20 protein-coding genes are annotated in these 23,813 nt (G+C 38.3%); 7 read left to right on the forward strand and 13 right to left on the reverse strand.

Annotated features, from left to right (window positions below; genetic code table 11):
- Positions 1 to 9: 9 nt before the first annotated feature.
- From B155_RS0108140 to B155_RS0108170, 7 genes are all read right to left on the reverse strand, one after another.
- Complete coding sequence (locus tag B155_RS0108140; RefSeq protein ID WP_018127769.1) at positions 10 to 1,722, reverse strand: ATP-binding protein; 1,713 nt, start codon at positions 1,720 to 1,722, stop codon at positions 10 to 12.
- A gap of 5 nt (positions 1,723 to 1,727) precedes the next feature.
- Complete coding sequence (locus B155_RS0108145; protein ID WP_018127770.1) at positions 1,728 to 3,002, reverse strand: hemolysin family protein; 1,275 nt, start codon at positions 3,000 to 3,002, stop codon at positions 1,728 to 1,730.
- 73 nt (positions 3,003 to 3,075) lie between these two features.
- Positions 3,076 to 3,855, reverse strand: a complete 780-nt coding sequence (locus B155_RS0108150) for an enoyl-CoA hydratase/isomerase family protein (RefSeq protein ID WP_018127771.1) — start codon at positions 3,853 to 3,855, stop codon at positions 3,076 to 3,078.
- A 3-nt stretch (positions 3,856 to 3,858) separates the two neighbouring features.
- A complete protein-coding gene (locus tag B155_RS0108155; RefSeq protein ID WP_040368357.1) occupies positions 3,859 to 4,743 on the reverse strand; it encodes a hypothetical protein in 885 nt (294 codons plus the stop codon).
- On the reverse strand, positions 4,743 to 5,204 hold the full coding sequence (locus B155_RS0108160; RefSeq protein WP_018127773.1) for a PspA/IM30 family protein: 462 nt from the start codon (positions 5,202 to 5,204) through the stop codon (positions 4,743 to 4,745). The genes B155_RS0108155 and B155_RS0108160 overlap by 1 nt, the downstream gene beginning before the upstream one ends.
- 11 nt (positions 5,205 to 5,215) lie before the next feature.
- Positions 5,216 to 5,959: a PspA/IM30 family protein gene (locus B155_RS0108165; protein ID WP_026167265.1), complete on the reverse strand. Its 744-nt coding sequence runs from the start codon at positions 5,957 to 5,959 to the stop codon at positions 5,216 to 5,218.
- Between the two features lie 72 nt (positions 5,960 to 6,031).
- A complete protein-coding gene (locus tag B155_RS0108170) occupies positions 6,032 to 7,375 on the reverse strand; it encodes a thymidine phosphorylase (protein WP_018127775.1) in 1,344 nt (447 codons plus the stop codon).
- A 50-nt stretch (positions 7,376 to 7,425) separates the two neighbouring features.
- Here B155_RS0108170 and B155_RS13200 point away from each other — a divergent pair, with 50 nt between their 5' ends.
- Positions 7,426 to 8,535: a 4-phosphoerythronate dehydrogenase gene (locus B155_RS13200; RefSeq protein WP_018127776.1), complete on the forward strand. Its 1,110-nt coding sequence runs from the start codon at positions 7,426 to 7,428 to the stop codon at positions 8,533 to 8,535.
- Position 8,536: 1 nt separating this feature from the next.
- Here B155_RS13200 and B155_RS0108180 read toward each other — a convergent pair whose 3' ends face one another.
- The 6 genes from B155_RS0108180 to B155_RS0108205 form a co-directional block, all read right to left on the reverse strand.
- Positions 8,537 to 8,980, reverse strand: coding sequence for a hypothetical protein (locus B155_RS0108180; RefSeq protein ID WP_018127777.1), 444 nt, complete (start codon positions 8,978 to 8,980; stop codon positions 8,537 to 8,539).
- Positions 8,981 to 9,103: 123 nt separating this feature from the next.
- Positions 9,104 to 9,592 carry a hypothetical protein gene (locus B155_RS0108185; protein WP_157464811.1) on the reverse strand — a complete coding sequence of 163 codons (489 nt, stop codon included), beginning with the start codon at positions 9,590 to 9,592 and terminating at the stop codon, positions 9,104 to 9,106.
- Between the two features lie 81 nt (positions 9,593 to 9,673).
- Positions 9,674 to 11,209 (reverse strand): RagB/SusD family nutrient uptake outer membrane protein, encoded by a 1,536-nt coding sequence (locus B155_RS0108190; RefSeq protein ID WP_018127779.1) that lies wholly within the window; start codon positions 11,207 to 11,209, stop codon positions 9,674 to 9,676.
- 58 nt (positions 11,210 to 11,267) lie between these two features.
- Positions 11,268 to 14,381, reverse strand: a complete 3,114-nt coding sequence (locus B155_RS0108195; protein ID WP_018127780.1) for a SusC/RagA family TonB-linked outer membrane protein — start codon at positions 14,379 to 14,381, stop codon at positions 11,268 to 11,270.
- 416 nt (positions 14,382 to 14,797) lie between these two features.
- The gene (locus B155_RS0108200) at positions 14,798 to 15,568 is read right to left on the reverse strand and encodes a TatD family hydrolase (RefSeq protein WP_018127781.1); all 771 of its coding nucleotides are present in this window, start codon (positions 15,566 to 15,568) and stop codon (positions 14,798 to 14,800) included.
- Positions 15,561 to 16,397, reverse strand: coding sequence for a hypothetical protein (locus B155_RS0108205; RefSeq protein WP_018127782.1), 837 nt, complete (start codon positions 16,395 to 16,397; stop codon positions 15,561 to 15,563). Before B155_RS0108205 ends, B155_RS0108200 begins: the two co-directional genes overlap by 8 nt.
- A gap of 119 nt (positions 16,398 to 16,516) precedes the next feature.
- On the opposite strand from B155_RS0108205, the gene B155_RS13605 reads away from it, so the two are divergent.
- From B155_RS13605 to B155_RS0108235, 6 genes are all read left to right on the forward strand, one after another.
- Positions 16,517 to 16,915 carry a DUF2914 domain-containing protein gene (locus B155_RS13605; RefSeq protein WP_018127783.1) on the forward strand — a complete coding sequence of 133 codons (399 nt, stop codon included), beginning with the start codon at positions 16,517 to 16,519 and terminating at the stop codon, positions 16,913 to 16,915.
- Between the two features lie 73 nt (positions 16,916 to 16,988).
- Positions 16,989 to 17,768 carry a tryptophan 2,3-dioxygenase gene (locus tag B155_RS0108215; protein ID WP_018127784.1) on the forward strand — a complete coding sequence of 260 codons (780 nt, stop codon included), beginning with the start codon at positions 16,989 to 16,991 and terminating at the stop codon, positions 17,766 to 17,768.
- 142 nt (positions 17,769 to 17,910) lie between these two features.
- Complete coding sequence (locus B155_RS0108220; protein WP_157464812.1) at positions 17,911 to 18,429, forward strand: hypothetical protein; 519 nt, start codon at positions 17,911 to 17,913, stop codon at positions 18,427 to 18,429.
- A 102-nt stretch (positions 18,430 to 18,531) separates the two neighbouring features.
- Positions 18,532 to 19,719 carry an aminotransferase class V-fold PLP-dependent enzyme gene (locus B155_RS0108225; RefSeq protein WP_018127786.1) on the forward strand — a complete coding sequence of 396 codons (1,188 nt, stop codon included), beginning with the start codon at positions 18,532 to 18,534 and terminating at the stop codon, positions 19,717 to 19,719.
- 124 nt (positions 19,720 to 19,843) lie between these two features.
- Positions 19,844 to 22,570: a WD40/YVTN/BNR-like repeat-containing protein gene (locus B155_RS0108230; protein ID WP_018127787.1), complete on the forward strand. Its 2,727-nt coding sequence runs from the start codon at positions 19,844 to 19,846 to the stop codon at positions 22,568 to 22,570.
- A gap of 91 nt (positions 22,571 to 22,661) precedes the next feature.
- Positions 22,662 to 23,771, forward strand: coding sequence for a carboxypeptidase-like regulatory domain-containing protein (locus tag B155_RS0108235; RefSeq protein ID WP_026167269.1), 1,110 nt, complete (start codon positions 22,662 to 22,664; stop codon positions 23,769 to 23,771).
- The last annotated feature ends 42 nt before the right edge of the window (positions 23,772 to 23,813 follow it).

A 23,813-nucleotide genomic window follows, 5' to 3' on the forward strand; every position in this document is an offset into this window, starting at 1 on the left:
TAAATGAGTTTACCCTACTCGAAATTTCAATTCTTCAATAGTTGATAAAATTTCATTTCGATCCATCTCGCGATAACGTTCAGGAAGCAGTTCTTTTGAAGTACATTCAATTACAGCATTCAAAGTTTGCAATTCCACTTCTTCAGGATACGTTGGGGGTATGAAATCAGCTAAAGCTGCATCCAGAAGTTCTGGGGTAACTTCATCTAACCCTTTTGCCGCAGCTCTAAACTTAGAGCGCGTTAGAGCAGCTTCCATATCAGCCCCTGAAAACGTTTTAAGCCCTTGTTCAATCATCGCAGGGATATAATCTTCCGATAGCTTTAATCCCGTTTTCTTCTTCATTGCTTTAAACAGCTCTATACGCTCCTCTTTGGTGTGAGGTGGGAATAATGCTAAATGCTCTTCAGCTCTACCTTGGCGTTTTAAATCGATAGGCATTAAATCCGGTCTAGCAGTCATTAAGAACCATACGATTTTACCACGATTGGTTGTGTCACTCATGAATGTAGCAATCTGTGAGAATACTCTACTAGATACGCCACTATCTCCGCCTGAGCTTCGATCTCCTAGGTAAGCGTCTGCTTCATCAATCATTACAGCTACAGGTGACATCGCCTTTAAAAGTGACAAAATCTTTTCTAGGTTTCCTTCTGTTACACCCTGCCATTGGCTTCTGAAGTTTTTCAACTTCACCATGGGAATTCCTACTTCACTTGCAAAACATGTAACTAGGAAAGTTTTACCCGTTCCTACGGGACCACAAACTAAATAACCCATAGGCATCACATCTTGTCGGCCGGCCTTTAGAGCTTGAACTGCTTGCCTTAAATGCGATTTTACGTGTGTATGCCCAGCCACATTGTCTAAAGAGTATGGAGTCTCAACAAACTCTAAAAGGCCATATGCTTCTGCTTCAATTAAATCCTTTTTGTTCTCCGATAAGCCCTCAAAGGTGATCTTTTCTTTATTCTCACGAGCATTTGAAAGTACACTTCGGATATTCACGAAGTTAAGACCTGCCGTTTGTTGCGCGATGATTTCAGGAGACACATCAGAAAGTGTCTCAAAATCATCCTTTTGAGTTTCGAACTTCACAAAGTTTAAACGGTCTTCTTCACCTGGAATTCGAATCTTTATATCTGTGGTATACGGATTCTGAACAATCGTTTTATTTAAGTCCGCAAGGTTCTCTGTAATCATCACACAGGTGAAGTCGGAGGCTAAAAACATGGGGTCGTGTGCCCATCTTGACAAATATACCTGCGAGGTGCGGTCTTCATTTCCTGTTGAACCGGCATCGCTCATAGGAACGATCGTTTCAGCATAGTCGATGATAAGGGCTACACTTTTACCTTGGTCCAATCGTAGTCTGAAGTATTGCTCTAGCAAGCTCATTACCCTTACAGGGTCTTTCGGCATCTTTTGTGAGTATTCAGTACCTACAATGCTATCACGGCCAGCAACCGCCTGATTAAAATCTTTTTGAGATTCTTTATCTCTAAAATAAATACCGGAAGCACGATCATAAAAAACTACGAAGTCGCGTGCTCCAAAAAACTCATCGGCTAAAAAGCTTTTTAATCGATGAAATTCAGTGCCCTCATCCGTTTTTAGAGGTACTAAATCATGCACATTACCGTGCAAAAGAAAAGTGTTTATTGTTCTACTTAAATACTTTCTCGCAAATTCTTGCGACCACATCGGATAATGATCAAACATATGCCCTACTCAATAATAGTTAGTTTAATGGTCTCAATTCTACTTTGGGTCGCTTTACTGATGATGAATTTTTTGCCGTCTATCAGTACTTCCTCATTAACTTTTGGAATACGCCCTAAGTGATTTATGATGTAGCCCGCTACGGTGTCGTATTGAGAAGGTTCCACAGGAATTTCAATTTCTTCGAAATTCGAATTCAGTTCATCAATTTCGATATTCCCACTAACCACGAAGTTGTTAGGTGCAATTCGTTTCATCAACTCATTGTTGGTATCATATTCATCTTGAATATCCCCCACCACTTCCTCTAGTAAATCCTCGATGGTTACCATCCCAGCCGTCCCACCGTATTCATCTAGAACGATGGCAACCGACATATTCGACTGTCGGAACTCAGTCATTAAATCCTTCGACTTCTTACTTGAAGGCACCAGTTTTATAGGTCGAATAATCTCATGTAGATTTTTCGGTTCTTTAAAGAAATCATGAGCAAATACTACCCCAATGATATCATCAATGCTGTCTCTAAAAACAGGTAGTTTTGAATAACCTGATTCAATCATCATTTTTAACACATCATCCACTGGAGTTGACTTCTCAACAGCTTCCATCTCAATTCTTGGAATCATTGAGTCTTTCACTCTCTTATTCGACAGCTCTAATACGTTATGTAAAATTTCTGAGTCGTCTTCATCAATGTCTTCACTCCCGCCACTTTCACGCAATTCCTTTACGATCAACTCTACATCTTGGCGCCTATAAAAAGACTCCGCTTTTTCAGCATCGGGTACCAACCACTTTATTAAAACATTTGAGGAGCTATTCGCTATAGCAATAAGTGGGCGCAGCAGGTAGTAGCATAAGCGAAGGGGTAATGCAATCACATTTACCATGATATCCGCCTGAGCCCTAAAAACAGCTTTAGGTAAAATCTCCCCAAACAGCATAATTAAAAGCGATGCTATAATGGTTTGAATAAATAAAATTTGGAATGAAGAAGGCTCAAAACCAAACCATTGATTGTAATACATGTTGATAGGATCTACCAGAAAGATAGCCATCAATGTAGCATATACTACGTTTACAATATTGTTTCCTACTAGGGTGGTTGTTAGAAAGGTGTCAGGGTTTTTGGTGAAAAAACCTATAGAACTTGAAAGCAGGTTGTTTTTCCTAGACGCCACCTCAAGTTTCAGCTTATTAGCTGTAACGAAGGCGATTTCGGATCCTGAAAAAAACCCACTTAACAGTATGGTAGTGAGGATTAGAAGCCACTCCATAATTAAGCAGCTCCTTTTTTAAATGATATTTTACTCGATGGAGGTTCGTCGTTCATTAACGCGAAATTGGTTCCTATTTACCGGTAAACGTAGGCTTTCTTTTCTCAAGAAATGCCGTAGTTCCCTCTTTAAAATCAGCAGTGTTATACAAATCTCCAAATAGATTTGCTTCAGATTCGTATCCTGAATCTTTGCCTGCTTCTTTGGTTGCCAATAATACATTTTTTAGAGCTAAAGGACCTTGTTTCATCATAGCTTTCATAAGGTCGTAAGAGGCTTCTAAGGCACTATTTTCTGCAACTTGATTTACAAGGCCAATATTTTGTGCTTCATCAGCTTTTACAAATCTTCCCGAAAGGGTTAATTCTAGTGCTTTTGCTTTACCAACTTGAAGTGGTAGGCGTTGTGTACCTCCGTAACCTGGTATCAACCCAAGGCTAACTTCAGGCAAACCCAAAAGTGCATTTGACGAAGCAATTCGGATATGACAAGCCATTGCTAATTCGCAACCTCCTCCAAGTGCATACCCATTAACAGCTGCAATAGCTGGGATAGTAAGATCTTCAAGTTTTTGGAATACTCGTTGGCCACGAAGGGATAAGGTTACCGCCTCCTCTTCTTTCAAAGTGTTTAACTCACTGATATCGGCACCTGCTACAAATGCTTTATCACCCGCTCCAGTTACGATCAGGCCTTTGATTGCATCATTTTCAATAATATGTGTTAATGCAGCGTCAAGTTCTTCGAATACCTGATTATTTAAGGCATTCATTTTATCTGGGCGGTTAATGGTAAGGGTGCAAATTCCTAGTTCGTCAGTGCTAAGCAGTAACGTCTCGTAAGATTGGCTCATGAATTATTCTTTAACTCGTTTTTTGGTACTCGTTGTAGATTCTATATCGTCGGTAAGTTCGTCTAGAATAGAATCAAAATCCAGTTCCGTTTCCCATTCAGTCGTATATTCTGGTAAAATATCTTGATCTAAATCGTCAATTAATTGTGAGGTTTCATCAACCTCAGTAAGAAGGTTATCTAACTGGAACCCAATTTCTTCTGGGTTACTCATCGTCATTGATTGCTCATAGATGTAGCGTACAGCATCTTCGATGGTTTCGAGATGAGTCTCGCATACTAAATACTTCTCTTTGGCAATTTTAAACTTCTGCAATCTCTTTTGCATGATTGCAACCCTGCGGGCTTTAGTGCGTTTTAACTTCTCAGAATCGATGCTCTTAATTTCTTCAATTTGGCGCACTACTTCTTCTTTCAAATTGGTTTCAAGCGATGTATTTAAATACACTTCATAGCGTTTAATTAAATCTAGAAGTGTTAAATAATTGCCTAATAATTCATCAATTTTCTTACCGATGTTATCTAGTAAACCTTGTGAGCTGTATGGCAACTTCTCAAAATTTTCTTGAACTAATTTTGCAAGATGTTTAAGAACCAGAAATCTTTTTTGGCTTGCCGCATCTAACGATTGGAATAAATCCTTTTCATTACTAGAAGCATGACGCTCTTTGATTTTCTTGAGTTCTGTCTTTTTTCTGAAGCGTGGTAATTTGGGTACTATCCCTAAGTACATGAGTTCAAGCCCAAATATTGTGGTCAGCATCACGCTTGAGGCATCACCCAGATCGCTTATAAAGAAAGCGGTCAAAGTAGCTATTAATAACCCACCCAAATTGAGTGGGTTCATAAATGCCTCTCGAGTATAATTGATGTTAAGTTCGTCTGACATTAAGCCTTGTCTGTATCGTTATCGGGTGTTGCGTCTTCTTTACCCTTTTTTGAACCGATAGTTTTCTCGGTTTTTATTTCATCTGCAGTTTTTTCGATTTCAGAATATAACATTCCCATTTCTGCTTTTACCTGCTGCAAGGTTTGCTTAGCCTTTTGCTTTTTCAGCTCGGCTTCCATTTCCTCATTTTTTGCTTCTTGCTCCAAATCAGAATCTTCACCCAAGCTATCCATGGCTACATCTAATCGAGCCTCTACATGAGATACTTTATCACGAACTTTACCTAAGAACTCGTCTACGCTTCCAAGAAGATTGTCGGCATCCATATTATTAATGGCTTGCGCAATTTTTCCTTTTTGCTCCGCTCTTTTTAAACGTTCTTTAGCTTCTTTAATACGCCGATAATGCTCTTTGTATTCCTGCTTTAAACGCTCACGGTCTTGTTCGCCTTTGGTACTCATGATTCTGCCAATTAGCTTTTCTCTTTATTACCTACAGACTTTTTAGGTGCTTCTTCAGGTACTGCTTCTTCATCAATTTTGATGGAGCCTGAAGACTCGCCCATTTCTAGCTTAAACTGCTCAACTAATGATTGTGCTCTAATTTTCTCGGCATTCGCTTCGATTTCCATCGTTTCTGTATCGATGCCATCGAGTGCTAATTCCATACGAGCTTCATTTTTCGCTGTACGCTCGTTTAAGCGGTTAATCATTTCGTCGTGTGTTTGGTCTAAACCACCCACTTCAAACTGCTCGAGTGTATCTGCAATTTTTGATTGCCATTCAGCACGTTCGCTTGCACGTAAAGCTTCTTTGGCTTCCTGGATCTTACGATCCTTTTCACGCATAAACACTTTCTTTACTTTAATCGCTTTTTCGTAAGCCTTTTCAGCAAATACTAACTGATCTTTGGTGTGAGCGAAATTTTCTTTCGCCTTTTCCAACTGAAGTGCATAGCCCTCTGCGATATCATCTCTATTAGCTTGAATTGCAGATTTAATTTTTGAGGTAAGCTCAACAATCAATTTTTCATTTCGTCCTGCTTCTTTTTGAAGCATGATAAGATTCGCTTTAACTGTAGCAATATTTTCATTCATCTGAGGAATCTGATCATTCAGATCGCGGATGTTCTGCTCCAAAATCAATTTTGGATCTTCCATTGAACTGATGACTCCACCAAACATTGATTTTAATGCGCGTATAAATCGTTTAAACATGTTATTTCCCGTTTATTTTATGCCCTATGTTTAACAGTGACAAATTAACTGATTCTTTTAGTAATTCAACAATTAAAGCGGGTAATCCCGAATGCCCTTTTTGTCTATCACTTTGCTAATCAGAAACTCCTTTTCAGGCTTTGTCTCTGAGACCGAAACTGATTCATACAATTTAGTACTCACAGCTTCGATCGTGGTGGGCTTGTTCGTGTATGCAATAAAAATTGTTTCACCTTTTGTGATTTTATCTCCCACTTTCTTTTTGAGGATAATTCCAGCTTGTGGATCCACCTCTTCTTCTTTAGTGATTCGCCCTGCTCCTAATTCTACTGAGGCCATTCCGATTTCATAGGCATCGAGTGCAGATATATATCCTGATACCTCTGATTTAATTTCAAACTCGTAGGAAGCTTTTGGGTAGCTAGATGGGTTTTCAATGAATGAAATGTCACCACCTTGTTCTTCAACAATATCAAGCCATTTTTGATAAGCTTGCCCGTTTTCAACTTGCTCTTTACTTTTTGCAATCCCCTCTTCTACAGAAGTGGCCTTACCGCCTAAGTAGATCATAGTTCCAGAAAGTAAGTGCGATAGTTCCATGATATCATCAGGCCCTTCACCTTTCAGCGCATCAATACTTTCTTCTACTTCGAACCAATTACCGATTTTATAACCTAGTGGTTGGTTCATGTTGGTTAAGTACGCAATGGTTTCTTTCTCAAATTCTAAGCCAATATCAACTAAGGCATGAGCCAGTTTAGCCGCTTGTTCTTCCGTTTTCATGAAGGCGCCGTCGCCATACTTCACATCCAATACCAAGGCATCAATTCCTTCGGCTAGCTTCTTACTCATTATGCTACCTGCAATCAGTGGAATCGACTCTACAGTTGCTGTAACATCACGAAGGGCATACAAACGCTTATCAGCGGGCGCTATTTCTTCAGTTTGACCAACAAGTACTAAATGATGTTTCTCCAGAATCTCTTTATACCGATTTAAATCCACATCAACTGTAAACCCAGGTATAGACTCCAATTTATCTAAGGTACCTCCTGTATGGCCTAAACCTCGCCCTGATATCATAGGTACGGGCACACCAGCACTAGCTACAATAGGAGCTAGAATCAATGATAATTTATCTCCAACACCACCGGTAGAATGCTTATCTACTTTCATACCAGGGATATGTGATAAGTCAACGACAATACCAGAATGCAACATGGACTCAGTAAGTGCAGCCGATTCTTCTGCATTCAATCCATTGATGAATGAAGCCATCAAAAATGCACTTATTTGGTAATCAGGAATCTCGTCGGCAGTGTATGCATCAATGAGATATCTAATTTCTGTTTTAGTGAGAGCTTGACCTTCTCTTTTTTTGCGTATTAGCGAAACTATGTTGAACTTATTTTCCATGGCCCAAGATAGCCTAAAAATCCATTATTATCTGCACCTAGGAGGACTTTTTGCTTAAGATCATCGCCGATCAAAATATTTATAAATTAAGTGAGTTCATGACGAATGAAATGGAACTTCACACCTTCGACCCCACCAAAGGCTTGCCCTTACTTGAAGGATTTGATGCGCTATTCGTACGAACAGTAACGCCTTTAAACAGCCATACCTTAGCGAAGTTGCCTAACAGCCTTAAAGTGATAGGAACGGCTTCCTCTGGATCTGATCATATTGATAAAGAATATTTCAAAGCTCAGGGCATAAAAGTATATAACGCAAAAGGTTGCAACGCTCAAGCTGTTGGTGAATACGTTATCACAGCCTTACTTCTTTGGGCTCACCAACAAGGAAAAACACTTGAAAGTTGTACCGTTGGTATTGTGGGCTTTGGGCACACCGGTAGTACTGTAGCTTCATTGCTTGAAAAGTTTAACATCCCCTATTGCAGTTATGATCCACCAAAGGAGTTGAGAGATCCTGATTATACTTCTGCATCAATTTCAGACATATTAAACTGTGATATACTCACTCTTCATGTACCACTAACTAAAACTACTAAGCATCCCACTGCGCATTTTATTGATGGAGATTTTTTAGAACACAGTAATTTCCAACTGATTGTAAATGCATCCAGAGGTGGTGTTATTAATGAACAGGACTTAATTGAGGCTATCGACAATGGGAATGTTTCAAATGTTGTGATAGATGTGTGGGAAAATGAACCCGATTTCAGTATCGAATTAGCAAAAAGAGCGTTTATAGCCACCCCTCATATTGCTGGATATTCTGAACAAGCAAAATTGAATGCTAGTAAATTATTAGTTGAGCAGTTTGGGAAATTTCATGCTCTTAAATCAAATGAGTTCGATGAACTATACCATTCTAAACAAGTTGACTTGGCCGACTTAGCGTATAGCTTAGAAGATTTGTTAACACGATTAAACCCGATACTGGAATATGATGCTGCCCTTCGGGATTTAATAGGAAGACCAGATAAAGTGGCGTTGTTTAGTAAGCTGAGAACTGATCGCCCGTATAGATACGAGTATCCTTATTTAGAAATAAAAAAAGCTCCCCAACTATGGAGAGCTTTACTTAATACTATATCTACTAAGATATAACTTAGTATGTATTCAACCAGGTAATACCATCTTTTTTAATTGATATACTGAAAAAGTCTGAATCTGAAACAAGAGAAGTAATATCAACGCTACCTTCTAATTCAGTAATTGGCTCTCCATAGATTCCAATAGAGTCGGCTGAAACACTCCAAACGTGATAAGTTCCATTCGCGTTACGCACATGTAACCCATCATCGGTAATCTGATCGATTGGGAATGCTACAGATCTAAATGTAAATCCGGTAAAACTATTTCCCCCACCTCCAAGCATTTCAGGTTTCATGAAATAACCTTGTGCACTTGATGCTAAAGCGGCAAGATCTGCCCGAACTGCGTCTTTATTAGCTTGATCATTCGCACTATTGAAAGTGTTGATAGCCACTACGGTAGCTATGCCACATATTATTGTCACTAGTATAATCAGCAATAGTTGTTGCTGTCCCATAAATACCCCTATGTATTATTGATTTGTAAATGATTAATAAATGATAGGAGTTTTAAGAAGATTTTAAGATTAGGTTTTATTTAGGTTTGAAAAAATAGATGTAAAAGTTATTGATGTACTTACTTAGTACCCTCTTACAGTGCCTTGAACAAAATCCTTTAAATCATAAGCAATATCGCTAAAGTAGTTTTTCACCTCTGAAGGCATTTCTACCAGTTCATAACCCATGGTACCATCTTCACCCACTGTTAGGGCTCTATACTCACCTCTAAAGCGCGCTGATAGCATTCTATACCCTTGAGTATTAATGGACTTTCCTTCTACAATAATTCTCACTTCTCCTTTATTTTCTTTGGCTTGCTGAGATAGATAATCAACTGGTTTCCAATAACTGATTAGACGACGTTCACCACTTCCATATGTGTCGTTTCTCTCAATTTCGAGGCTGTGATAGTTTCTCATTCTATCTAATATTTGATCAAAACTTGTCTCTTCTAAATCTCCAAGAGTGAGCTTATAAGCAGAGGCACTACCCCCACTTGAGATTGATGCACAGTTTGATAGGCTTGCTAAAAGTAAAACTCCAAAAAGGTATAGTGTTAAGGATTTCATAATTGAGTATTCCATGTATTATTTAATTACTAAAAAAAAAGCACCTCTAAATAGAGGTGCTTATAGTCGAAATCAGATCGATTAGAACTTTACTTCTTCTCTTAATTTATCAAGAGATTTGATAGTATTGAAAGGATTATCACCTTTCATTTTTGCATTACTTGTTCCACCGAATGTATAAATCTCTTTTTGAAGGATTAATAATTCTTTTGCAGGAACTGGGTAGTGAATCATTGAACCAGGCTGTTGTTTACCTAAGCGTCTTTGATCACCCATATCTTGCATAAAGCCAGAATGGAAAAGTTCAATCTCTCTTTCATATAGGATTGCATCTAATGCTGCACTAGTAGCAAAATCAGCAGAAGTAATAGGAGTTAATGAACCACGATCAACTCGAGTCTCATTGATTCTATTTGCTGCTTCTGTATAGTTTCCTGTATCGTTTGTTCTTGCTACTGCTTCAGCAAACATTAAGTCATTTTCTGCTTGCAGCGTATGCGCCATAGGTCCACCTGCGTATGCAAATAAGTGCTCATCATATCTACCAGAACCATATTGAGACTGGTAATATTGACCACGTGCCGACTGGAAAGGCTCATTACCATAGTAGATAAAGTCGCTTTCTAAACGTGCATCGTCAGATGTAGCTTCACCAGGGTTAGAACCATCAGTTGGGTAACGCGATGGCTGAGATGGGTCCATTAAGTTTATAACTCTTTGGTCTACTCTTAACCAGTTTGTAAGGTTTGCATATAGTAGCGTGTAGTTATACCAGAATTGATCATCACCCATAGGAGAAAAATCGTAGCTGATACCATCTTCAGTTAACGTTTTAACGGTTCCCCAATCAACCGCGTCATTTTCAGTAGAAGAACGGGCGCCTAATACCATAAAACGTGCACGAAGAGTATTGATTAACTCAACAAATTCTTCATCCATAGTCATATCATCAAAGCCACTGATATAGTTGTCACCTAAAGTCACACCTGATAAAGTAGCGGCTAAATCAGATGCCTTTTGAAGCTTTTCATCGGCTATATCTAGTACATCTGCATATGGAATGAACTCTAAACTAGCTAGTTCTTCATCAGGGGTATCTTCATCAAAAATTAACGCTTGATCAAAGTATAGACCTAAATTTCCAATAGTTAAGCCTTGCATTAGATATGCTGCAGCTTCCACCATTTTGGTATAGTCTTCATCTGACACATTCGCTTCTTGAGAAGGTAACACTAGGCTACGTTCATTAAGCTGCTTTAGGAAGTCGTTTGCTTGTACTAAAGCGCCATAAAATCCATACCATGGATCTTCTGCTAATGATTTAGCACCACCGTCGGCTGTTGGTGAGTTGTTATAAGCGATACGCGGCTCTTCACCACGATTACGCATATCAAAGTTTCCCCAAGAGCTGGTGTAAATATCTTGCCCAACACGAACACCGTTCATGTAAAGCGCCGTTTCTGTTTGCCACCACTGGATAAATGAAGTTTGTACTAAAGACTCGATGTCTTCAGGACTACTTAACACTTGATCAGTAGTAGGCGAATTCTCATTCTCTACTGCTAGATCTGCACAAGCAAAACTAAACAAGAGAGAACCCACAATGATATACTTCATTGTATGTATTAGTTTGAGATTTCTCATAATAAATACCTATTAATTAAATTTTTTGATCTTAAAATCTTAGTTCTAGCGAAGCTGAGAACGTTCTGAAGTTTGGATAAGAATATCCGTCAAACGCGAAGTTTGTAATGTCACCGCCTGTACCCGCAACTTCAGGATCAAAGCCAGAATAGTTAGTGATTGTAAGTAGGTTTCTACCAATTACACTTACACGTGCGCTTTCTAATACATTTCCTACAACACCTAGCTTGTCTTTGCTGAATTCATAAGAAAGAGCTACTTCACGTAATTTTAAGTAAGTACCATCTTCTACGAAGTAGTCGCTTGTATTATTCGCATTGTAGAATGCCTCAAAGTATCCTTTAGGCTTCTTATCAGCATCAGCTACACCAGCTTGATCAACTTCACCATGGCGTGCTTCGCGGAATAACCAAGCTTTAGTTTGGTTGTAGATATCGCCACCAATTTTAGCGTCAAGTAAGAAGTAAACACCAAAACCTTTGTAGTCGAAATTGGTTGCAATACTAGTATTGAAATCAGGATTCACATCACCAATTTTGAATACATTGTTACCATCTTCTTCTTCCATTTTTACAGGAGCTTCACTATTTGTGCCTTTTCCTGTAACCACATAACCTTCGTTATTTAACTCATACACAGTACCTGAGTTCTGCTGAGCAGTAGACAACTGGCTTAAATCAGTAACCCATTTGTTACCGTACATTACACCATAGGTCTCGCCTTCAGCTACATAGAATACACTTGAATTCTGTGTTCCTGGGCCTTGGAAAAATGGCGCTACATCAAGTTGAGTTACTTCTTGACGAGTTCTGTCAAAGTTTACAGTAACACTTAAAGACTTGTCACGGTCAGAGATTAGTAACGCATTTAGAGAAGCCTCAAAAGTGTTGGTTTCAATTGTACCAGCATTCTCGTAACGAGATGAGAATCCACCAGCAGAAGCAGGAAGTGGTACACTTAGAATTTGGTCTTCAGTAGTAGTGGTTGAGTACGATGTTTCAAATGAGAAACGATCTAAGAACTCAATGTTTGTACCAATTTCTAATTCTTTAGAAAGAGCTGGTTTCAAATTAGGATTACCTAAAGTACTCTTAGTTGGTAGTCCACCACTTACGTTATATGTAAGGTATTGAGCAGCAAATGGAGGCCTTAGACCTGCAGTACCGTATGATACACGTAACTTCCATTCATTAATATTGTCAATTTGGAAGTCTTCAGTTAAACGATACGCACCTGATACACGGTAGTACATATTGTAGCGCTCATCTTCACCAAATAATGAAGAACCATCTTGACGTACTAAGAAATCAGCGATGTAGCGATCTTTGTAATCTAAAGATGCAATAGCGAAAATATTTTCAGAACGAACTTCAGAAGTGTAGTTGTCTAAAGTTTTAACACCGTCAGATTCGATAGCGTCCCAAGACTTAATACCTGCAATTGCGAAATCATTACCCGTTGCCGATAGAGATTGGTAGTCGCTTAGTTCTAGTAAGTAACTTGCTTTTAAACGAACTGTTAATTCGTCAAAACGCTCATTATAACCAGCTGTAAAGCTTAAGTTTTGTGCCACATTTTCGTAGGTACTTCTATATAGAGAACCTTTACTCACATTGGTATCGAATCCATCAGCAGATAAGAATCCTTTTGGAGTCCAACGCTCATATATTTGATAAGTTCTATCAATACTGTAGCTACTTTCTAATAGTACACTTTGAATAGGACGATATTTTAGGTTTAAATTACCTAAGAATCGGTTACGGTCGCGTGTTCTATCAACAGCAGCTAACTGATATAATGGGTTATCTTCAATAACATAAGGATCTGCATTCACATTATAAGGTGAACCATCTTCTTCGTTGTTTGCATACAAGTCGATATTCGGCTGGATGAATAAAGCACCCCAGAATGGTGAACCAGGACCTTGAGTAACAACATCGTTACTAGACTGAGAGTAACTACCACTTGCTGAGATATCTAAGCCTTCAGCAATATTTTGATCTAAGTTGATACGTACATTCTGACGGTTGTACCCATCAGTCTCTTCAATGATACCTGACTCTTGTAAATTTGAGAAAGATAGAGACATGTTTGCAGTACCAAGGTTTCTAGAAACAGATACAAAGTTGTTTATAGAAGAACCTGGGTTATATACACGCTCTACTTGATTATACATAGTGCCATAATCGTTGTCAGCAATACCATCTGCTTTCGTAACACGTCCAGGGTTTGAAGTATTGCTTTCAATCATGTAAGAACCCGTTGGATCCATTTCATAATCAGCCGGATTTTTACCAGCAGCTGTTAATTCTTCAGCTGTTCTTGCATATGCATGGTGCTTAGCTAAATTCAGATCTTTAGCAAGTTGAGAATAACCAACCTCATTTCTAACAATTACGTTAGTTTTACCAATGGCTAATTCGCTACCACGCTTTGTGAAAATTTGAATTACACCATTCGCAGCACGAGAACCATATAAAGAAGCAGCAGAAGCACCTTTAAGTACCTCAATAGTTTTGATATTCTGTGTTGGGATATCAGCAAGAGTTCCTTCAAGAATTACACCATCAACAATGATAAGTGGTTCTTGATCTCCACCACTTCCACCACCAATAGCCGTAGATCCACGTAGGCGAATGGAAGCCGCAGAACCTGGAGTACCACCAGCTTGAACTACTTTAACACCTGATACTTTACCCTGTAATGCACCTGAAATATCGCTAGAAGGCACTTTTTCAATGTCTTCCGCTGATACATCACTTACTGTAAAGGCTAATTTTTTCTTTGGAGTCCCTGAGATTACACCCGTAACAACAATTTCATCTAGTCCAAAGGTATCTGGGTTTAATTGAACGTTTAAAACGTTTCTACCAGATGTAACTTCCACTGTCTGTTCTATTGGAGAGTATCCAACAAAAAGAGCTTTTATAGTATATGTACCAACTGGGATATCAGTGATAGTGTAATTACCATCAAAGTCGGTAGATGTACCTTTTGATAACTCTACAACAAGAATATTTGCTGCAGGTAACGTTTCATTTGTCTTCGCATCAGTAATAGACCCTGTAAGTGTTCCAGTTTGCGCATACGCAAAACCTCCCACGAACAACCCTAATAATGCGGTAAGCAGTAGCTTTTTTACCATAATATTATTTGAATTATAAATTATTATTGAGCGATAACTTGAACTTTAATTCAAAAAATTAAATTGAATTTTGAGTCTCAGTTAAATAAAACCTGCAATAATTAGGGTCTGACTTATTTTTTAAACCTATCACTTTGTTATTTAGCAAATTGAAGCACATTATACATGATGAGAAATGCACATTATTCACTTAAACAGACGGGAGCAATCCTATTTTTTACGGAGTCCCTTTTAGAGCAATCTTATTGTTAGTTTTTTCTTCGCTGACGGGAATGTAGTTGACACAACAACTAATAAGAAGCATAAGTACTTATTAATTTGTAATTAATTGTTAAGCTCATACGTGAAGAAATGGCAAATGTAAAGTCAAATGATGTAATAACTACATAATATATTTTACAATTATTTATCTAATTCTACTTGAAGTTTCTTAAATCGAACAGACTCTCAGAATTTTCAGTAGTTTTATTTATAACCTCTTGTAAATCAATGTTAAACAGCTCAGATAATTTTTTAGCTGTGTACTCCATAAACGACGGCTCATTTCTTTTGCCTCGTTTCGGTGTTGGCGATAAATAAGGAGCATCCGTTTCAAGAACCATTTTATTAAGTGGAAGTTCTTTCACAGTTTTATCCACCCCTCCATTTTTAAAAGTGACTACTCCGCCTATACCTAGATGTAATCCCATTTCAATAGCTCTTTTCCCCTCTTCAATAGTGCCATTAAAGCAATGCCAGATTCCCCTTAGTGTTCCATCTTGCTCTTCATCAATAATTTGAAGCAAATCATCGGTACTCTCTCTGTTATGAAGCACTATAGGCTTATTTAGTGCCTTAGCAATTTTACAATGAATTTTTAAACTACTCTTCTGCTCTTCTATAAAATCGGTACTCCAATAATAATCTAAGCCTGTTTCACCAATTCCAATTATATCGTCTGCCTTAGCATACTCATATAACTTTTCTTCGTAATTAGCTAGCGATTCCTTCACATCACATGGATGAACGCCTACCATTTTGTGAAAATTAATCGTTGGATGAGATAGACGGTCCATTTGCTCTAAGGATCCAAAATCGATGGCGGGCATTAGGATATCTGTAATCCCTACCAACTCCGCTCTATTCATTACTTCATTTCGATCTTCATTGAAATCATCTAAATATATATGTGAATGGGTATCAATCATTGGTATTAGTATGGTATTTAATAAGTTCTTGAATAGGTGATTTAACTACAGAGCCAATTTTAAATCCTACTCTATCTGCTGATTTTTTTAATTCTTCCGGAAACAAATAAGCTACACTTCCCACGAAGGAAATTTCATCAAACTCGGTGTTGAACGCTTTTAATCGATCAAAAAAATCATCCAGGCATCTAGAAACAATATTTGCAAACCATGTTTCCTCACGATATTGAATCATAGTTTTCAAAAATGAGGCTGCCACTGTTTTACCCGTTTTGGGTACCTGAGTATCTTTAAACATTTGCTCTAAATTCATCGACTCTTCGATGTCCCTAAATGATGAGTCTTTTAATACATGCATCAGTAGCTCACTTCCTATATGCGAGCCACTACCTCTATCACCCTCAGGGAATTCACCCACAGTTAGAATGCGCTCAATATTTTCTCCAGTATATATAGCCACACTCGAACCCGTACCTAAAATACCTACTAAACCGGGAGTTCGACCAAGAGTAGCAACGGCCGCTGCTTTTAGATCACTATACACTTCAACTTCAGCTTCCGCAAAATTAAGCTTTAACGATTGCCGCATCCGTGATTGATTGGGGTCTTTTGCACAACCTGCCCCATAAAATAACACCTTATCAATGTGGGAGAATTTTAAAACCTGTTGAACTTCGGACGATAAAACCCATTGAATTTGTGCATCGTCTAGATTGCTTGGATTTAGCCCTTTAGTTGCAAATGCCTGCACTTGTTGCCCACCATCTAGTAGCACCCAATCTGTTTTTGTAGCGCCACTTTCAGCTAATAGTAATTTCTTTTGATTCATAGGCTCCAAATATACTCACACCATGCTCTACATATAAAATATTATCTTATTCTGTTACAAATGGAACAATTCCATACTCTTACAAGTAGTAGATAGCAATTGCAAACAAAGTAAAGCTCATGAAATTTAATTCAATCACACGTACTGTACTTCTAATACCAGTTTTTGCTCTCATTAATTTTGTAGCTTTTGCACAGTTAACAGTGCAATCAATTGAGGTAGGAACTTCAATAGAAAACCGTGAACTCATTGGAGCCGATTCCACATTTAGTAGCGATGTAAACACACTATACTGCCACACTACTATAAATGGTGCTGAGAATGAGCCTACCATCAAACATGTATGGTATTATAATGGCGAAGAACAGGCATCTATTAATCTGAATGTTCGATCTGAGAATTTTCGAACATGGAGCTCTAAGAAAATCTGGCACACATGGACTGGAAATTGGAAAGTAGAAGTGCTGGATGCCAATGATAATGTATTAGCATCCAAAGAGTTCACAATAAAACCTTAATTACTGCTTCTAATATTTATCATTGATAATCCGCTAGGATTATAACTATCATAGTGGCTATAAATTTATAGCCATGAGTATTACCTACACCAATTATCTAAAAGTTGATGAACTTCTAAAACTTCAACAACTTAAATCGAGTCCTGCTGAACATGATGAAACCCTATTCATCATAATTCACCAAACCTACGAATTGTGGTTCAAGCAGCTACTTCATGAATTTGGAAAGCTGAATCGGGAGTTAAAATCGGCAAATACGTGGACGGCAATAAAGACATTGCGACGTATTCTCACCATTATGAAAACATTGGTTTCTCAAGTTGACATTCTTGAGACCATGACTCCCCTAGAGTTTAATAGCTTTCGAAAGTTTTTAGGCCAATCGAGTGGATTTCAGTCATTGCAATTCAGAGAAATCGAAATTTTATGTGGATTACGTTTTCCACTAATGAAAGACGCCCATAAAGATGATGAAGCTCATCTAAAAGTTCTTGAGCAACGAATGGCCGAGCCAACAATTTGGGAAAGTTTTGGGGAGTATCTCACTCAAAAAGGCTACCCAATGGTTATTGAAAGAGAAAATGAACATGGCTTACTCTATAACACCTCTCAAGCGAACCAAGATGTGCTCATTGAGGTAATGCAAAACAATGCGGAATGCGCCATAGTATGCGAATTACTAGTAGACTTTGACGAAGGCCTTCAAGAATGGAGATATCGCCATGTAAAAATGGTTCAACGAACGATTGGTACCAAGAAAGGCACAGGGGGATCAGATGGAGTTAAGTATTTACAAAAAACATTGAACCATTGTGTATTTCCGGACTTATGGGAAATTCGTTCGAAGTTCTAAAGCATTTAATGCCTTGACATTCCCAACTAGTATAGTAGATTAATTCTGTCACACACGATTAGGTTTTGCTACTATGAAATGTCCCAATTGTAACCATCCACCAGTGGGTGTGTTTAATTTTTTATCGACTACTGATACCTCTTTGAAACAAAAAGTATCAGGTTTAATTAGGTGTCAATCCTGTAATACTGTTTTAAAACATCAGCGAACACCATTAGGCTTTAAAAAATATGAGACTGCCTTTTACGGCTACCATTTCCTTATTGGGGTTTTACTCATTGCGTTCGTAGCATATTTTGGAGGACAGTCACAAATCAGCAGCTCCATCTCACCTACTCTTGAACTTTCGCTATTGATAGCTATTCCTGTAATCGTGTATTTCATTAGTATTGCACTCCTCATTCAGAAGTACAGTTTATTCGAGATAGTGACAGATATCTCTAAAGAAGCGGAATCCGTAAAACTGAGTAAACGATCTTTAGCCATTTTCCTAGGCTATCTATTAGTTTGCACAATCGTTCTATTGGTCGGAGTTCAACAGCTATCCATTTCAGAATACAACACCATTACTTTCATTCTATCATTTGCCACCCTTCTGGCAGCCATTCTATTCATTGGTGTTTATTTCTTATTAAAAATGAATCGAAATAGAATCCAATAGGGTTGATGCACATTGACTCCTGCTAAATATGTTTACGATTTGTTAGGCAAATAATGCAGAGCCTCTTATTTTCAGACTTTCCGAAATTCTTAAAAACGACCCATGATCGATATCGACCGTTTAGCGAAGCAGTTAATCCCTCACTATTCTCACTTCAACGTATCAGAGCGTCTGCTCTTTACGGGGCATTCACATCAAGCATGGCCTGATGTAGCATTGGAAGGACAAGCAGAATACTTCCATGATGCCGCAAAACACGTTGATAAGAAATGGGATTATGCTATGGAGAAAACGGAAATCCTGCGCAATTATCTTCGCGACTATTATGATGATCCAGATGGGTTTTACTGCCGTGAAGAGAGCACACACGTACTATTTGTAAGTTGGATGAGTGCTTTAGATCTGAAGAATAAGCCAAAAATTATTACAACAGATGCTGAGTTTCATTCCCTATTTAGACAACTGCACCGCTTAGAGGAAGAAGGACTTGAAGTAAGTTATGTTCCTATAAACCCAGATGAACAGTTTGTTGAACGCATTGTAGCTGAGATGGACGACCGCACATCTGCAGTGATGCTATCGAGGGTATATTTTGAATCCAGTTTAATCAACCACCATTTAACAGCTATTGCTAGAGCGGCAAGAGAACGTGGTATTTTGGTAATGATTGATGATTACCACGGAACCAATGTAGTTCCATTATCTATCAGAGAAGCTGACTTAGAAGACTGCTTCATCCTGATTGGTGGATATAAGTATTTACAATGGGGAGAATCGAATTGCTTCCTTCGTTTTCCTAAGAACTGTGAATTACGTCCTGCAATTACTGGTTGGTTTGCATCCTTCAGCACATTGGAAAAACCACGCGATCTATCCCCAACAGAGTATGATCATTCTGATCAACGTTTTGCGAGTGGTACTTACGATCCTTCGTCTCAATACAGAGCAGCTAAAGTTGTTGAATTATTTAAAGAACAAGGCTTAACCTCTGAAGTATTACGTGATCAGTATGTTCAAAAAGTGGAGTTACTAAAAGAGCATTTCTTAAAGCAAGATTTAGATCCGTCACTAATTAAGCTTACCCACACAAAAGATATCGCTACACATAATGGTGGCTTCTTATCCATCACTTCGCCCAAGGCTAGAGAGATTAGGGCGGCGTTATTAGAGAACGGTATTTTTACGGATGCAAGAGATCAAATTTTACGATTTGGTCCAGCTCCTTATACCACATCTGCTCAAATAGAACAGGTTATGATTGAGCTGAAAAAAACCATTTCTACATTATAAAATTAGGCTAAATCATACCTAAGTGTAAAAAAAGCACAAATTGAGCCCTATATAAGTAGTAGTACTTTGGGATTGAATGGGATTGCTGTACATTCAACAATCTTGAAAACTATACTAACTACTTATGAGATTTACTGATACAAAATCGATCTTATTAATAATGATCGTGGGATTACTTGCTGGAGTTGATACAACACTAGCACAACAAATTCCAAGCAATGTAATTGATGAACTGCACTTTAGGTCAATTGGACCAACTAGGCAAGGTGGACGTTATGTTGATTTAGCCGTAGTTGAAAAAAGCCCTAAAGTATTTTATACCGCAACGGCTTCCGGTGGATTATGGAAAACTGTAAACAACGGTATTTCTTTCTTTCCAATTTTCGATAACGAAAGTGTAGTATCTATTGGTGACGTTACTGTTGACCAGCGTGATACCAGTATTGTTTGGGTTGGAACTGGAGAAGCTAACAACTCAAGAAGTTCTTATTTCGGTGACGGAGTTTACAAGTCAACCGATGGTGGCCAAACTTGGAAGAATATGGGATTACCTGAATCTCATCACATTGGCCGAATTCTCATCGATCCTAATAATTCAGACGTTGTTTATGTAGCAGCGTTAGGACATTTATACTCGGATAACCCTGAGCGTGGTTTGTATAAAACTACAAACGGTGGGAAGAGCTGGAAAAAAGTTCTTGATGTAGAGGCTGAAGGCAAAAAAATTGGTGTAGTTGATGTTGCTATGCATCCAACTAACCCAAATATTCTTATTGCTGCTACTTATGATAAAATTAGAAAGCCATGGACGTTCAACGAAGGTGGACCAGGAAGTGCGATCTATAAAAGTACCGATGCAGGTAAAACATGGACTAAGTTAGAAAATGGCTTACCGGGTGGTTTCTTAGGCCGTATCGGTGTTGCTTTCTCTCAAAAAGATCCAAACATCATTTACGCTAATGTTGAAAATGTAAACGTAGATGGCATTAGCTATGAGGAACGCCTCGAAATGCTCACAGTTGGTATTCCATTAAAAAGAGGCCAACGTGTTAAAGGGGTAGAAGTATATCGTTCTGATGACACCGGTGATAGCTGGAGAAAAGTGAGCCCAGATGGAGAAGATGTTGGTGGTGGACCTGGTTATTACTACCAGCAATTAATCGTTGACCCTAATGACTCTGACCATGTTTACGTACTTGGCGTTCGTATGTGGGAAACTGTGGATGGTGGAAAGAACTGGAGACGTCCATTCCGTTTTGGTGGTGATAATCACGCTATGTGGATTGACCCTAGCGATTCAAAACACATGATTCTTGGTTATGATCATGGTATGGGTATTACCTACGATGGGGGTAAAAAGTGGTACCATCCAGATGAAATCCCATTAGCTCAATTCTATTCTATTGATGTAGATATGGCTTACCCATACAATGTGTATGGTGGCTTGCAAGATAATGGTTCTGTAATGGGACCAAGCTCTAATCCTAACGGAGTACCTGTTCGCATTCAAGATTGGAGACGTACTGGTGGCGGTGATGGTATGTATAACATCGTTGATAAAACAAATAACAGATACCTATACAACGAGTATCAGTTTGGACCAATTCAACGTGTGGATCTAAAAACCGGTGAAGCAACAAGCATTCGCTATGAAAATGCGAATAAAATGCGTTGGAACTGGAGCTCACCTATTGTAGTGTCGGAGCATAATGCTGATGTAATCTACCATGCAGGTAATAAAGTTCTTCGTTCAGATTTCAGAGGAGAAAATTGGAAAGAAATTAGTCCTGATTTAACCAATGATGACGCTGTTAAAGCGGCTGGTACTGGTAACATCCAATATGGTACTATAACTACTTTAGAAGAATCGCCAATTAATCCTGATGAACTTTGGGTTGGTACCGATGATGGCAACGTTCAACTTACACTAGATGGTGGCAAAACTTGGACAAAACTAAACGATAACATCAAAGGCAACCCTGGATACTGGGTAAGCCGCATTGAAGCTTCTGCTCATTTCGCAGGTACTGCTTATGTAAGCTACACAGGTCTTCGTCGTGATGATTTCCGTCCATTTGTGTACAAAACTACCGACTTTGGTAAAACATGGACTTCTATAGCAGCCAACTTACCGAACGAAAATATCAATGTGATTAAGGAAGATCATAAGAATCCAGATCTGCTTTTTGTAGGAACCGACCAATCTGTGTTTGCAACTATTGATGGTGGCAAAAACTGGACGGAAATGAACAATGGTTTCCCAACAAATCCAGCATACGATTTAGTAATTCATTCGCGTGAAAACGACTTAGTTGTAGGGACACATGGTAGAGGTATCTTTATCGCGGACATCAGCCCACTTCAAGAATTAAATCAAGAAGTACTAAGCAGCAAAGCTTATTTGTTTGATATAGAAGACAAAGTTAAATGGGGAAATTACCCTGTAAATAACGCTTCATACACCAACTACAATGGCGAAAGTGAAGCTCCAGGAACTCATATTAACTTCTACGCTTCGCAAGCTGGTAAAGCAACAATCAACATCTACAAAGGGAAGAGAAAAATTCAAACCTTGACTGTAGATGCTGAAAAAGGTCTAAACCAAACTATCTGGAATATGGACCAAATTGTTCGTGCACGTACGGATCAGGAAATGGAAGGTGTTAAGCGCCAAGCTGAGCGAATGAAAAACTGGGGCTATACGGATGCTCAAGCTGAAGCTTATATCGAGCGTTCTAAGTACATCACATCAGAAATCAATCCAGGTGACTTCAAAGTAGAGCTTATCTTAAATGGCGTTACCATGATGAAAGATGCTACAGTATTAGAAGACCTTTGGTATGACCAATAATTAGAGTACCACACTTCTAATTAAACATTCTTTAAAAGGGTCAGATTATATCTGATCCTTTTTTAATTTAAGCCAACTAGACTTTTCTCATTTGAAATCATTCATAGCTACTTTATTTCTTCTACTCTTTTGTTCCATTTCTTTGTTTGCACAACAAGCGGATGTAATTCGAGGCGTAGTAATCCAACAAGAAACACAAGAGCCTATTCCCGGTGCTCAAGTATTTATCAATGGAACCACATTGGGTACCCTATCTGATAGCCTAGGAAACTTCATACTAAAGGATGTGCCGATCGGAATTGTTGAAGTGGTTGTACGTGTGCTCGGCTTCGAGTATGCCTCCTTCAAAGTGAACACAAATTCTATTGAAACTGAATATCGAGTTGAGCTTAAAGAAAAAGTCTATGAACTTGATCAAATTACGGTATCACCCGATCCAGAAGAATGGAAAATTAACTTCGAGCAATTTAGAAAAGTTTTTATAGGCCAAGGGCCATTTTCAGATGAAACAAAGATTAAGAATAAAGAAGATCTAAACTTTGAATATGATGTAAAGCAAAATAAGTTAATTGCTTTTGCATACGATAAACTCATCATTGAAAACAAGGCTTTAGGATACGAGATCTACTTCTACTTAGAGAATTTTCAAATAGACTTCACAAATAGGACCAATACATTTTCAGGACAAACCCAATTCATTCCCTTAAAGTCTAGGCGTAAACGAACACAAAGAAGGTGGGAAGCTAATAGAGAACTCGCTTATAAAGGTTCATTCCTACATTTTTCGCAATCATTAATTGCTAATAGAAGTGTTGATGAAGGTTTTGTTGTGAAGTGGGAAAAGCGTGAAGATAAAGCACGTTATATCACCCGAGATACTATAGCTACTGAAACATATTTCCAAAAAGTAAAACAAGAGGAATATCTATTTCGCTTCGATAACTTCATAAATGTGCAATTCATGGGTGAATTTGAAGACCCTAGCTATTTAAGGTCTATCGCTTCTGTATTTGACTCTAACCCAAGAACCTTAGTAGACTATCAAGTATCTTCTGTGACTCTACTTGCAGATTCTGTTCGTATGGATAAAAACGCATATGTATATAACCCAACCGATCTTTTATTTGATGGGTATTGGTCGTTTGAAAGTGTTTCTGATATGCTTCCTCTTGATTATTCTATGCTTAAAAAGGATGACTAAACTTTTTTTGTAAGGAATATATTTTATTTGGGTCTTACATAC

Source organism: Balneola vulgaris DSM 17893, from assembly GCF_000375465.1.
In the GTDB taxonomy this organism is placed as follows: domain Bacteria; phylum Bacteroidota; class Rhodothermia; order Balneolales; family Balneolaceae; genus Balneola; species Balneola vulgaris.

Excerpts from the sequence above, each read along its gene's own strand:
- B155_RS0108140 (WP_018127769.1), bottom strand. The coding sequence starts at position 1,722 with ATGTTTGATCATTATCCGATGTGGTCGCAAGAATTTGCGAGAAAGTAT.
- B155_RS0108145 (WP_018127770.1), bottom strand. The coding sequence starts at position 3,002 with ATGGAGTGGCTTCTAATCCTCACTACCATACTGTTAAGTGGGTTTTTT.
- B155_RS0108150 (WP_018127771.1), bottom strand. The coding sequence starts at position 3,855 with ATGAGCCAATCTTACGAGACGTTACTGCTTAGCACTGACGAACTAGGA.
- B155_RS0108155 (WP_040368357.1), bottom strand. The coding sequence starts at position 4,743 with ATGTCAGACGAACTTAACATCAATTATACTCGAGAGGCATTTATGAAC.
- B155_RS0108160 (WP_018127773.1), bottom strand. The coding sequence starts at position 5,204 with ATGAGTACCAAAGGCGAACAAGACCGTGAGCGTTTAAAGCAGGAATAC.
- B155_RS0108165 (WP_026167265.1), bottom strand. The coding sequence starts at position 5,959 with ATGTTTAAACGATTTATACGCGCATTAAAATCAATGTTTGGTGGAGTC.
- B155_RS0108170 (WP_018127775.1), bottom strand. The coding sequence starts at position 7,375 with ATGGAAAATAAGTTCAACATAGTTTCGCTAATACGCAAAAAAAGAGAA.
- B155_RS0108180 (WP_018127777.1), bottom strand. The coding sequence starts at position 8,980 with ATGGGACAGCAACAACTATTGCTGATTATACTAGTGACAATAATATGT.
- B155_RS0108185 (WP_157464811.1), bottom strand. The coding sequence starts at position 9,592 with ATGAAATCCTTAACACTATACCTTTTTGGAGTTTTACTTTTAGCAAGC.
- B155_RS0108190 (WP_018127779.1), bottom strand. The coding sequence starts at position 11,209 with ATGAAGTATATCATTGTGGGTTCTCTCTTGTTTAGTTTTGCTTGTGCA.
- B155_RS0108195 (WP_018127780.1), bottom strand. The coding sequence starts at position 14,381 with ATGGTAAAAAAGCTACTGCTTACCGCATTATTAGGGTTGTTCGTGGGA.
- B155_RS0108200 (WP_018127781.1), bottom strand. The coding sequence starts at position 15,568 with ATGATTGATACCCATTCACATATATATTTAGATGATTTCAATGAAGAT.
- B155_RS0108205 (WP_018127782.1), bottom strand. The coding sequence starts at position 16,397 with ATGAATCAAAAGAAATTACTATTAGCTGAAAGTGGCGCTACAAAAACA.
- B155_RS13605 (WP_018127783.1), top strand. The coding sequence starts at position 16,517 with ATGAAATTTAATTCAATCACACGTACTGTACTTCTAATACCAGTTTTT.
- B155_RS0108215 (WP_018127784.1), top strand. The coding sequence starts at position 16,989 with ATGAGTATTACCTACACCAATTATCTAAAAGTTGATGAACTTCTAAAA.
- B155_RS0108225 (WP_018127786.1), top strand. The coding sequence starts at position 18,532 with ATGATCGATATCGACCGTTTAGCGAAGCAGTTAATCCCTCACTATTCT.
- B155_RS0108230 (WP_018127787.1), top strand. The coding sequence starts at position 19,844 with ATGAGATTTACTGATACAAAATCGATCTTATTAATAATGATCGTGGGA.